This window comes from Acidobacteriota bacterium, from assembly GCA_019347945.1.
GTDB lineage: Bacteria > Acidobacteriota > Thermoanaerobaculia > Gp7-AA8 > JAHWKK01 > JAHWKK01.
The window spans coordinates 58,675-69,817 of sequence record JAHWKK010000019.1; the positions used below are offsets into that span (position 1 = coordinate 58,675).

The 11,143-nt window shown below is 63.3% G+C and carries 10 protein-coding genes; 5 read left to right on the forward strand and 5 right to left on the reverse strand.

All coding sequences use genetic code 11. The features are described 5' to 3' along the window. Positions 1-4: 4 nt before the first annotated feature. Entirely contained in the window at positions 5-2,020 is a 2,016-nt protein-coding gene (locus KY459_12335; GenBank protein ID MBW3565505.1) for a PAS domain-containing protein, read from the reverse strand. Positions 2,021-2,193: 173 nt separating this feature from the next. Here KY459_12335 and KY459_12340 point away from each other — a divergent pair, with 173 nt between their 5' ends. Then, positions 2,194-3,498, forward strand: coding sequence for a hemolysin family protein (locus KY459_12340; protein MBW3565506.1), 1,305 nt, complete (start codon positions 2,194-2,196; stop codon positions 3,496-3,498). Next, the gene (locus KY459_12345) at positions 3,495-4,793 is read left to right on the forward strand and encodes a hemolysin family protein (GenBank protein ID MBW3565507.1); all 1,299 of its coding nucleotides are present in this window, start codon (positions 3,495-3,497) and stop codon (positions 4,791-4,793) included. Before KY459_12340 ends, KY459_12345 begins: the two co-directional genes overlap by 4 nt. Here KY459_12345 and KY459_12350 read toward each other — a convergent pair. Together KY459_12350 and KY459_12355 are read right to left on the reverse strand one after the other, a co-directional pair. Then, positions 4,762-5,511: a hypothetical protein gene (locus tag KY459_12350; GenBank protein MBW3565508.1), complete on the reverse strand. Its 750-nt coding sequence runs from the start codon at positions 5,509-5,511 to the stop codon at positions 4,762-4,764. The genes KY459_12345 and KY459_12350 overlap by 32 nt on opposite strands. After that, positions 5,508-6,374, reverse strand: a complete 867-nt coding sequence (locus KY459_12355; protein MBW3565509.1) for a TonB family protein — start codon at positions 6,372-6,374, stop codon at positions 5,508-5,510. Before KY459_12355 ends, KY459_12350 begins: the two co-directional genes overlap by 4 nt. A gap of 80 nt (positions 6,375-6,454) precedes the next feature. On the opposite strand from KY459_12355, the gene KY459_12360 reads away from it, so the two are divergent. Together KY459_12360 and KY459_12365 are read left to right on the forward strand one after the other, a co-directional pair. Then, entirely contained in the window at positions 6,455-7,687 is a 1,233-nt protein-coding gene (locus KY459_12360; GenBank protein ID MBW3565510.1) for an adenylosuccinate synthase, read from the forward strand. A 38-nt stretch (positions 7,688-7,725) separates the two neighbouring features. Further along, positions 7,726-9,180 (forward strand): transglycosylase SLT domain-containing protein, encoded by a 1,455-nt coding sequence (locus KY459_12365; GenBank protein ID MBW3565511.1) that lies wholly within the window; start codon positions 7,726-7,728, stop codon positions 9,178-9,180. A 1-nt stretch (position 9,181) separates the two neighbouring features. Here the strand turns inward: KY459_12365 and coaD are convergent, their stop codons facing one another. Continuing rightward, the gene (gene coaD, locus KY459_12370) at positions 9,182-9,661 is read right to left on the reverse strand and encodes a pantetheine-phosphate adenylyltransferase (protein ID MBW3565512.1); all 480 of its coding nucleotides are present in this window, start codon (positions 9,659-9,661) and stop codon (positions 9,182-9,184) included. Positions 9,662-9,720: 59 nt separating this feature from the next. Between coaD and KY459_12375 the strand changes: the two genes are divergently transcribed. Continuing rightward, positions 9,721-10,611, forward strand: a complete 891-nt coding sequence (locus tag KY459_12375) for an exopolyphosphatase (GenBank protein ID MBW3565513.1) — start codon at positions 9,721-9,723, stop codon at positions 10,609-10,611. Positions 10,612-10,800: 189 nt separating this feature from the next. On the opposite strand, the gene KY459_12380 is transcribed toward KY459_12375, so the two are convergent. After that, positions 10,801-11,143 (reverse strand): integrase core domain-containing protein (locus tag KY459_12380; protein MBW3565514.1); only part of this gene is annotated, 343 nt, incomplete at its 5' end.

Here is an 11,143-nt window from a genome sequence, read left to right on the forward strand (position 1 = left end):
CGGCTCAATGGATCAGTCGCGGCAGGCGAATCGTGAATCGGGACCCTTTTCCTTCCTCGCTCTCGATGTCGATCCTGCCGTCGTGCGCGACGACGATCGCTTTCGAAATGTAGAGACCGAGGCCGAGTCCTCCATAGTTTCGCTGAGTGCCGAGAGCGCCGCGCTGGAAGCGTTCGAACAGACGTTTCATTTCCTCGCGGGGAATGCCGATCCCACGATCGATGATGCTGGTAGTGATCCATGAATCGTCCTCGGTGACCTCGATCGAGATCGGGGAATCGGGATCGGAGTAGCGGACGGCGTTCGACAGCAGGTTATCGATGGCCTGCTGGATCCTGGTCGCGTCAACTGCGATGATGACTCCCTCCTGAGCGGTGACCTCGATTTCGCGATCGTTCAGCAAGCGGAACGTCGCGGCTCGTTGTTCGAGGAAGGGTTTCCACTCGATCGGTGCCTTTCGCACCTGCACGCCGCTTCGCTCGATCTTCGAAAGATCGAGCAGCTCCGCAATCATGGTCACCATCCGGTTGATCTCGCTCAGCGCGCTGTCGAGATATTTGTCGCGCTCGTCCTCGGACAGATCGGGGACGGATCGGAGCAGCTGGGTGTATCCCTTGATGGAGGTCAGCGGCGTCCGGAGCTCGTGCGACACGATCGAGAGAAATTCGTCCTTGCGGCGATGCAGATCGAGAATCTCCCCGATGTCGCGGATGACGATGACGACACCCGGACGGTCGCCCTGGCCTCGCATCGGTCCGGCGACGATCGAAACGTCGCGATAGCTGTCGGAGGGGAGAAGCGCGCGACCCCAGAAAGTCCCCGGGTTCTCGCCCCGCGAGAGGGGGCCGGTCAGCGTATCGCACGGATCGATCTTTTCCCCGGCGCTGTTTTCGAGCCGCAGAATCTGACCGAGCTGGAGGCCGAGGGTCTCGTGGGTCGAATCGAGACCGAGCAGCTCGAGAGCCCTCTCATTGAGATCCCGAACCGTTCCGTCATCCGCGGCGATGACGATGCCATCGGTAATCGCGGCGAATATCGATTCGTAACGGAGCCTGGCATCCTGCTCGCGTCGGAATGCCTGCTCGGCCGCGGCGAGTGCGTTCTCCCGCTCCCGCCCCCGTTCGTCCGCGGCGAGGGCCACCCCCAGCCGGTCTGCGATGCCCTCGAGCAGGATCACGTCGGAGTCGTCGAGGGTGCCGGGTCGGACTCGGATCGCGATGATGACCGCGCATACGTCCTCCGCTTTCCAGACGGGGACCGAGACGACACTGCAAGAAGGGAGATCCCGCAGCAGCGCGGCTTCCTCTCGGGTGCGCGCGAACTGCGAGAGGTGTCCCGCTCGGAGATCGAGATATGCCACCGATTTCCTGAGCTGAAGGGTCAGTCCGGGAAGGCCGTCCCTGGGCATCGAGGGTTGACTGCGCAGGTAATCGCGGAGCGCGCGCTCGGGCTCGCTGAAACAGGCGACGCCGCGAAGTACGAAACCTTCCTCCTCCCGGAAGTGAATCCAGATGGAGGACTCGAGCAGATCCGCGATCATCGCGGCGATGCCGTCGAGGCTCTCTCCGGCGGCAAGCCGCCGAAGCATTTCGACTCCGAAGCTCCTGGTGACCTGGATTCTCGGGTCGCTCGAGACCTTTCTGGCCCTGGAGGCGAGCGAGGCGTGCAGCATCGCCCGGGTTGCCCACGATTCGAGCATCTCGAACTGCACGAGCTCCTCTTCGTCGAGCGGTTTCTCCCGGTCGAGTACGATCCGGCGCTCGCCGTTCGGCGTGACCTCGAGAGTCATCGACGGAGCCGACGTTGCAGCAGGAGTGAGGTCGAGGGAAGTCGCCCAGGAGCTCGTCCAGCGGGATCCGTCGAACGACTCCACCCGGTCGGTCGTTACGATCAGAACTTTCCTGCAGCCGAAGATCTCGAACAGCGCTTCGGCGATCATCCTCGGACGCCGCTCGGCCGGAGTCTCCTCGGAGCTCCACTTCAGAACTCGTGCAAAAATGGGCGGTGCAAACGTAGTCACCGGACCGATGATTCTATATCCTCCGGGCCCGGATGGACAAAAACGACGACGACGCCAATCCCACCTTGCAAACGATGGCCTATCATGAAGACTGTTGATGCCGGGCGGGCCCGGCATCCGGATGGAACGTTGAGCGACGAAGGCGCAGATGGGGACCAGCCAGGGCAGGTGAGATGCTCATCGTAACGCTGGTCATCACATTCTTCATCGTGCTGACGGCGCTGTACGTCGCGGCCGAGTTCGGCGCCGTGGCAGCCCGGCGATCCCGACTGAAAGCTCTTGCCCGGGACGGCAACGCGCTCGCGCGGCAGATGCTGCCGATCGTGGCGGACACGCGGAGCCTCGATCGCTACATCGCCGCCTGCCAGATCGGAATCACGATCGCCAGTCTGGTGCTCGGGGCCTATGGTCAGGCCCGGCTCGAACCCTACCTCAGCCCGCTGTTCAGGCGATTCGGTGGCTTCGAGGAGGTTGCCTCCCAAACGGCCAGCATCGTCGTGATCCTGACCGTGCTCACCGTTCTGCAGATGGTGATCGGCGAGCTCGTCCCGAAGTCGATCGCGCTCCGGTATCCGACCAGAACGGCGATGTACACGGTGGTTCCACTTCGGTGGTCGATGTCGCTCTTCTCCTGGTTCATCTCGATCCTCAACGGCAGCGGGATTCTGCTGCTCCGACTCATGGGCGTGCCGTATCAGGAGGGGCACGCGCACATTCACAGCGCCGAGGACATCGAAACGATGATCGGGGAGCTGGGGGAGCTCAAGCCGGGCCACGAGACGCGGCTGAAGCGCGCGATGCGTCTGAGCGCGCGCCCGGCGAGACAGCTGATGATTCCACGCCGTCACGTCTCCGGAATCGACGTGACCACTCCGTTCGACGAGGTTCTGACGATTCTGGCGGACAGTCCATACACCCGGCTTCCCGTGTACCGCGGTTCGATGGATGACGTCGTGGGGATTCTCCACACGAAGGACGTCGTCAATCATTACGCCCGGCACGGTCCGACCGGAACCGTGGAAGATCTCCAGCGCGAGGTTCTGCATGTTCCGGAGTCGACCACCGGCGATGATCTCCTCGACAACTTCCGCGAGAACCGGACGCACCAGGCGATGGTCGTCGACGAGTTCGGCGGCGTCGACGGACTCGTCACTCTCGAGGATCTCGTCACCGACATGCTCGGGGAGCTGACCGACGAGTTCAAAAGCGGGGATGCCCAGCCGGAGCTCCTGCCGGACGGCCGGTATCGGGTCGCGGGGCAGATGCGTCTCTACGAGGTCGAACCACTGATCGGATTCCACTGGGAAGCGGAGTCAGAAACCATCGGCGGGTTCGTCTCGGAAAAACTCGGACACATCGCGGAGGAGGGAGAGCTCCTCGAAGTCGACGGTGTCACGATCCAGGTCGAAAAAGTCGAGGAACGCGCGATCGACAGCGTGATCATCACGCCATTCGACGGTGAGGAGCCTGGCTCATGACGACGGTGATCATCGTCGTTGCGATTCTCATCGTCATTAATGCCCTGTTCGTGGCGGCCGAGTTTGCGATCATCAGCGCACCGAGGGCGACGCTGATACGAATGGCGAGCGGCGGCAGCGTCAAGGCGACGAGACTTCTTCACATCATCGACGATCCGATTGCGCGGGATCGATTCATCGCCACCGCCCAGCTCGGAATCACGATCGCAAGCCTCGGGCTCGGAATGTACGGCGAGCACTCGCTCGCTGAATTCTTCGAGCATCGCCTGCACGGCTCCGCCATCGAACCGTGGGTTGCAGCCTCTACTCTCGCGAGCGTTCTGGCGATCGGTCTGCTCACCTACCTTCACGTCGTGGTCGGGGAGATGGTGCCGAAGAGCTTCGCGCTTCAGTACGCGTCGCGAACCGCACTCGTCGTGGCGACGCCAATGAGGTTTTTCGGACGATTGATGTATCCACTCGTCGTCCTCCTGAACGGGATGGGCAACGGCATCCTTCGCATGCTGGGGATCGAGCCGCAGGGGGCGGGCGTCGTCCACACCGTCGAGGAGTTCCAGTACGTCGTGCGCGAGAGCATGAAGGGAGGAGCCCTCGACGAGACCGGCGCCGTTCTCGAGGAGCTTCTCGAGTTCAGCGAGCTGACGGCCGGAGAGGTGATGGTTCCGCGCGTCCGGGTGACCGGGATCGAGCTGGGCTCGACGCCGGATCAGTTGCGCGAGCTCATCGCGCGAGCCACGCATACGCGCTATCCCGTCTTCGAGAACGACCTCGACCATATCGTCGGGGTCGTCCACATCAAGGACGTGCTGAGAGCACTCCTTCGTGACATCCCGCTCGACCGCACCTACGTTCACGAGCCGCGATTCGTGCCGGAGACCGCGGGGCTCGATCAGGTACTCAAGGCGATCATCGGCGCGAGGACCCAGATGATTCTGGTGATGGACGAGCATGGCGGCACCGCGGGCATTCTCACCCTGGATGATCTGATCGAGGAGATCGTCGGTGAGGTCGACGAATCGATCGTTCGAAGGCCGCCGATGGCGGTCGACGGGATCGGGCGGCTCGTGGTGGCCGGCACGGTCCGGCTCGAAGAGCTCGGTGAGGAGCTCGGACTCGACCTCGATCACGAGGAGATCGACACGGTCAGCGGGATCATCCTCTCGATTCTCGGCCGGCCCGTCAGGGTTGGCGACGTCGTCGAGTACCGTGGACTGGAGCTTCAGGTGAGGAAGGCGCGAGGGCGAGGCGTCGAAGAGTGCGTCGTCATCCCGAAAAAGGAGAGCCAGCCGGAGTAGCCCCGGGGGATCTCGGAGGTTCTGGCTCCGTCGAGGTGTCCGTCTCGGGTGTCGGATCGACCCCTTCGGTCGAGGTCCCGGGCGTCGGCTCCGTCTGCTCCGCAGGCCTCGCGGGCGGACGGCGCACTGCGGGTTGCTGCGGGGTCGCCGGTCGAATGTCCTGCGCGGGGGTGGGCTGCTCTTCGACCGCTGGCGCTGGGGTCGGCGGGGAAGTCTGACGAGCGGCCTGCGCGCCGGTCCGCTGCTCTTCGGGCGGCGGCGCGACGGCCCCCTCTTCCTCGAGCCATTGTTCGAACCGCGCCGGGTCCCCGTCGAAGTGATACGGCAGCTCCGGCATCGGAAGGGATTCGTCGGGCTGGGCCGCAGGACCGGGAGCGAAGACCTCGGGGAGCGGCACCGCATCGGTAGCCGATACGTCGTTCGAGCTTCCTCCGGTCACGGTTACCGTAGCGAGCCAGAGTGCGCCTCCGACCACGATGGTCAGGCCGAGAAGTGCCAGTCCCTGCCGCTCGCGGAGCGTCGAGATCAGTCTGTCGAGCCGCGATGGCGGCGGTCGCGAAGAGAGTACCTCCCTGACGATCTCGCTTTCGTCCTGACGGTCACCGGTCCTGCTGTCGGCTCCGCAGAAGGGACAGCGGTTCGCCATCGCATCGATCGATTTTCCGCACCGTGCGCAGCTCTTTTTTTTCGAATCCTCGATTTTGACTTCGTCGCTCATTCCGGGTTGACCTTGATCTCCACACGATAGGTTCCCTCGACGGGAACGTCATTCAGCATTGCCGGGCGGAATGTCCAGTTGCGCGCGGCGGCAACGAGCCGTTCGGTCACACCTTCGAGACTCTCGATCACCCTGACATCGGTGACCCGTCCGGATGGAGAGATGGTGAGCTGGAGACGGACCGAGCCGGATTCTCTGGAACGGAGCGTCGGGATCGGCTGGCTCAGAGGCTGCGGCGGGACGGATGAGACGGCAGGAGTGGGGGCCGGGCCGGTGGGCTCGGGAGGGTCGGGTCTGCGGGGTCGCGGCCGCACGGCCTCCGTCACGGTACGGGGATCGACCGACGAGTCTGCGGCGGAGCTCCGCCGGTCCTCGACGGCGGCAACATCCCGATAGACGGCCTCCGGGAGGGCCGTCGCATCACGCCGCTGAAATTCTTCCGGCGTTTCCGTATCGATCTCGACCGGAGCGCGGGATGTGTAGGACCGGCCGATCTGAGCGGCGCTCGGATCGCTGACCAGAGCGATGTCGACCTTCGGAATCGCTCCGACCTCCGGGCCTTCGAAGGGGGAGGCATCTGGGGGTGGCTTTTTCCCGAGACTGCGGACGAAAAAACCTCCCATGAAGATCGCAGCGAGAACGACCAGCGCGAGAGCGGCCATGAAGATCTTGCGTGGCGCTTCGGCGCGCTGCGGTTTCCGGCGATAGTCCGGCCGTGGAGGGCGAACGTTCGCAACGACGGTGTCGGGGCGTCTCTCTCCCAGCACTTCGGTCGGCGAACGGACCGCATTGCAGTAGGGGCACGCCCTCGTCAGCGGGTCGATCGACCTCCCGCACTCTTCACACTCGGCTCGCGGTTCCATTCGGGAGGAACCGGTGCAACCGCGGTGCCTTGGAGCCGGCGATGGCACCCGACCGGTCTTTGCGGTAGTCTGCGCCGCGTATGCAGACGCGGAATCTCGCCGTTCTCGGTGCGCAGTGGGGAGATGAGGGGAAGGGGAAGATCGTCGACCTTCTCTGCGACGACTTCGACATCGTGGCGCGCTTTCAGGGAGGCCACAACGCGGGGCACACGGTCAAGTTCGGCGCCGAGCACTACTCGCTCCATCTGATCCCCTCCGGCATTCTCCACCCGGGGAAGACGTGCGTCCTCGGGAACGGGATGGTCATCGACCCGGTGGCTCTGCTGGCGGAAGTGGCAAAGCTTCGCGATCAGGGTGTCGTGATCGAGGACAACCTTCGCATCAGCTCGGCTGCGCACTGCATCCTCCCGATTCACGCCGCGCTCGACCAGGCCCGGGAAACGGCCGCCGGTGAAGAGCAGATCGGCACGACGCGCCGCGGCATCGGTCCCGCGTACGAGTCGAAGATGTCCCGGCATGGGGTTCAGATGGCCGATCTGCTCGATGAGAAGACGCTTCGAAAGAAAGTCGAATCGCTCTATGAAGAAAAAAACGCGCTGCTGACGCGGCTGTATCGTGCGGACCCGGTCGACCCCGAGGAGACGATCCGGAGGTACACGGAGCTCGGCGAGACGATCGGCCCGTGGATTACCGACACGGTTGCGCTGCTGAGGGAGGCGATGGAGCGCGGCGGCCGGATCATGTTCGAAGGAGCGCAGGGCGCGCTTCTGGACGTCGATCATGGCACCTACCCGTTCGTCACCTCGTCCAGCTGCTGCGCCGGCGGGATCGCAACGGGACTCGGTGTCCCTCCCTCCTCGATCACCGAAGTGCTCGGCGTGGTGAAGGCTTACACGACGAGGGTGGGCAGCGGTCCGTTTCCGACCGAGCTCTCCGACCGGACCGGGGAGTACCTCCGTTCGCGAGGTAACGAGTTCGGTACCACGACCGGCCGGCCGCGACGAACCGGCTGGCTGGACCTTGACATCGTGCGGAAAAGTGTCTACCTGAGCGGGATGACGGCGCTCGCCGTGACCAAGCTCGATGTTCTCGACGAGCTCGAGCGGATCGAGGTCGCGATCGGCCGCGATCCTTCGGGCGAGCTCAGCTGGAAGACCGTCGATGGCTGGCAGACGCCGACCGTTTCGCTGAAGCGATTCGATGATCTTCCCGAGCAGGCTCGCGATTACATCCGGCTGATCGAGGATACGTGCGGGTGCCCGGTCTCGATCGTTTCGACCGGCCCACGTCGTGAGGAAACCATCCTTCGCTGACGATCGGCTCGGAACGCGGCATGCAGCAGGGGAGAAGGATGAAAAACGCTCTGCTGTGCCTGTCGGCTATTCTGACTCTTTGTACCGTGGGGTGTATCGGGGAAGGGGGGAGCCCGGGGACCTCGCCCGCCGGCTCGACCCGGGATCTCGAAAACGTGCTGGCCGACGGCCGGCTCAATGTGATTCTCACCTGGGACTCGACCTCTTACTTTCTCTATCGCGGGGAGCCGCTCGGTTACGAGTACGAGCTGGTCCGCCGGTTCGCTTCCGATCACGGTCTGACTCTCAGCGTGGACGTCCTCGACGACCGCTCGCAGTTCTGGCCGAAGCTGAAGAATGGCGACGGGGATCTTGCCGCCGGAAGAATCTTCAGGATGACGGCCGACGAAGAGGAGGTTGCATTCAGCAAGCCGCTCTACGTCACTCCACCGGTCGTGGTTCAGCGCGGGGACGATGCGCTCGATCTGCCGGAAGCCGTCGATGACGCGCTCGAGGTCGAGCTCGAGGCGGTCGAGCTCGAAGCCCGCGTTGCCCGGGTCGACGATCTTTCGGGTCGTTCCGTACACATGCCGCGTGGAGCTCAGTTGAACGAAGTCGTCATCGAAGTCTCGGACGAGATCAGCGGCGACATTCATCTCGTGGTGGTGAAGGGCGCCTCATCCGTCGATCCGCTCATCCGGAGGGTTGCGACGGGAAAGATCAACCTCACCGTCGCGCCTCAGAATGTGGCCGAGCTCAAGGACGACTACTATACGAATCTCATAGCGGTCCCGACGATCGGTCCCCGCATGAGCGTCGTCTGGGCGTTCAGGAGAAATTCGACGGGGCTGAGACAGGCAGTCGACCGCTGGCTCGATACTCCCGAGATCGTCGAATTCCGTCAGGAGCTGTATACGAAGTACTTCGAGGATCGGGAAGGGTTTCGCGAGCGGGTCGTCGACGAGTATCTGACGAGCGAGACGGGGCAGCTTTCCCCCTATGACGATCTGTTTCGGAAGCACGCGGCCGATCTGGGATGGGACTGGCGGCTGCTGGCTTCTCAGGCGTTCCAGGAGTCGCGCTTCGAGCCGAAGGCCCGGTCATGGGCAGGAGCGATGGGCCTTCTCCAGCTGATGCCTCGTACGGCGCGTGAGGTCGGCGTCCGGGATGCGTGGGATCCGGAAGAGAACGTCGGCGGAGCGGTGCGCTATCTGCTGAAGCTCGAAAAGGCGTGGGAGGGGGAGATCAGCGATCCGGATGAGCGGCTGAAGTTCATTCTCGCTTCGTACAACGCGGGTCGCGGTCATGTCCTCGACGCGCAGCGGCTCGCCGAGAAGAACGGCGATGATCCGGCGCTCTGGGATGACGTCGCCTACTGGATGCTTCAGAAGTCGAAGCGTCAATACTTCACCGATCCGGTCGTACGCTATGGATTCGTTCGCGGGCTGGAGCCGGTGACCTATGTCGATCTGATTCTTTCGAGGTACGACCACTACCGCGAATTCGTCAATTGAATCAGCGTTTGAAACGGCCTTCGAGCCGCTCGAGAACCGGTCCCGGAACGAGACTCGAGACGTCGCCGCCGAAGCGGCAGACTTCCTTGACGAGGCGGGAAGAGACGTAGGTGTACTCGACCGACGGAAGCATGAAGAGAGTCTCGATCTCCGATGAGAGCTCCCGGTTCATCAGCGCCATCTGAAGCTCGTACTCGTAATCGGAGACCGCCCGGATCCCTCGTACGACGACCCGGGCATCGATCTCTTCCATGAAGCGGACGAGCAGGCCGTTGAAGGAGCGGATCTCGACGTTCTCGATCTTTCCGGCGACGAGGCGAATGAGCTCGATCCGCTCGGCCACCGAAAAGAGAGGGGCCTTCCCCTCGTTTTCGAGCACGGCGATCGTCACCCGGTCGAAGATCCGGGATCCTCGCTCGACGATGTCGAGATGCCCGTTTGTGATCGGATCGAACGAGCCCGGATAGACGGCGTGAGCCATGCTTCGATGTTAACAGAACGTGATAGGCTTTGAACGGGGAGTCCAAAGCCTTGCGACTGGTGACCAGAGGGGACCTGGACGGTCTCACTTGCTCGGTAATCATCACCGAAAAGGAGCCGATCGACGAGATCGTTCTCATCCATCCGCAGGACATCACCGACCGGCGAGTCGAGATCCGCTCGGACGACATCGTCGCCAATCTTCCCTACCATCCCGATTGCGGGATGTGGTTCGATCACCATCTCCAGACCCGCAGCAACACGACACCTCCCGAGGACTTCAGGGGACGGTTCGCACACGCTCCTTCGGCCGCGCGGCTCGTCTATGAGTATTACCGCGCCGATGACGAGAATCTCGCCCGTTACGCGCACCTGGTGACGGCGACCGACCGGCTCGATTCGGCGAGTCTGACCCCCGAAGATGTGACCAATCCTCGCGACTACATTCTGCTCGGGTACACGATCGACAACCGAAGCGGCCTCGGGATCGACTTCCAGGGGTATTTCCAGGACCTGGTCGAGATGCTCAAGACCAAGCGGATCGACGAGATTCTGATGCACCCGGAGGTCCGGGCGCGTGTCGAGCGTCTGAAGACCGAGCAGGAGCAGTTTTCCGAGTTCCTCAGCAAATGGAGCAGGCTCGAGGGCAACGTCGTGGTGACGGATCTTCGCGAAGCGGACGAGGTTCCGGCCGGCAACCGGTTCGTCATCTACACGATCTTTCCCGAGGCCAACGTCTCGCTCCGCATTCACTGGGGACCGGCGCGGCAGAGCGTGGTGGCCGCAGTCGGCCACAGCATCTTCAACCGCACCTGCCGCACGTCGGTGGGCGAGCTGATGTCGACGTATGGAGGCGGCGGTCATCGCGGCGCGGGAACGTGTCTGCTGCCGGTCGGCCGGGCGGATGAAGCAATCGCCGAGATTCTGGCGACACTGCGGGAAAACGGGTGAAGCAGGTTTGAGGTTGGAGGTTTGAGGTTGGAGAAGCTGAGCTCAGCAGTGAGCTTCACCCGGTTTCGTGGACAGGGTAGTAGTTGAGTGCCGATTCAGAGATCGACACCGGCCCAGTTGTTTTCTTCCTCCCCCTCGAGGGGGAGGATCGAGGAGGGGGTGCAATCGTTTGGTCGACATGCCCTCCGGTCATGCGGCCCTCCGCTCGAACTCGGCCGGGGAGATCTGGCCGAGTGCTGAATGACGACGGCGCGGATTGTAGAAGCCCTCGATGTAGTCGAACACTTCGCGCCTCGCCTCGTCGGTGTTGGCGAAGCTTGTACGGTCGATCAGCTCGCATTCGAGCGAGGCGAAGAAGCTCTCACACATCGCGTTGTCGTAGCAGTCTCCGACCGAGCCCATGGAAGGCCGTACCCCGGCCTGCCGGCACCGGAGGCCGAACTCGATCGAGGTGTACTGACAGCCTTGGTCGGAGTGATGAATCAAACCCGGGTTCGGTCGTCGTTGCTCGATCGCCATGTCGAGAGCCTCG

Excerpts from the sequence above, each read along its gene's own strand:
- KY459_12340 (MBW3565506.1), top strand. The coding sequence starts at position 2,194 with ATGCTCATCGTAACGCTGGTCATCACATTCTTCATCGTGCTGACGGCG.
- KY459_12345 (MBW3565507.1), top strand. The coding sequence starts at position 3,495 with ATGACGACGGTGATCATCGTCGTTGCGATTCTCATCGTCATTAATGCC.
- KY459_12350 (MBW3565508.1), bottom strand. The coding sequence starts at position 5,511 with ATGAGCGACGAAGTCAAAATCGAGGATTCGAAAAAAAAGAGCTGCGCA.
- KY459_12355 (MBW3565509.1), bottom strand. The coding sequence starts at position 6,374 with ATGGAACCGCGAGCCGAGTGTGAAGAGTGCGGGAGGTCGATCGACCCG.
- KY459_12360 (MBW3565510.1), top strand. The coding sequence starts at position 6,455 with ATGCAGACGCGGAATCTCGCCGTTCTCGGTGCGCAGTGGGGAGATGAG.
- KY459_12365 (MBW3565511.1), top strand. The coding sequence starts at position 7,726 with ATGAAAAACGCTCTGCTGTGCCTGTCGGCTATTCTGACTCTTTGTACC.
- coaD (MBW3565512.1), bottom strand. The coding sequence starts at position 9,661 with ATGGCTCACGCCGTCTATCCGGGCTCGTTCGATCCGATCACAAACGGG.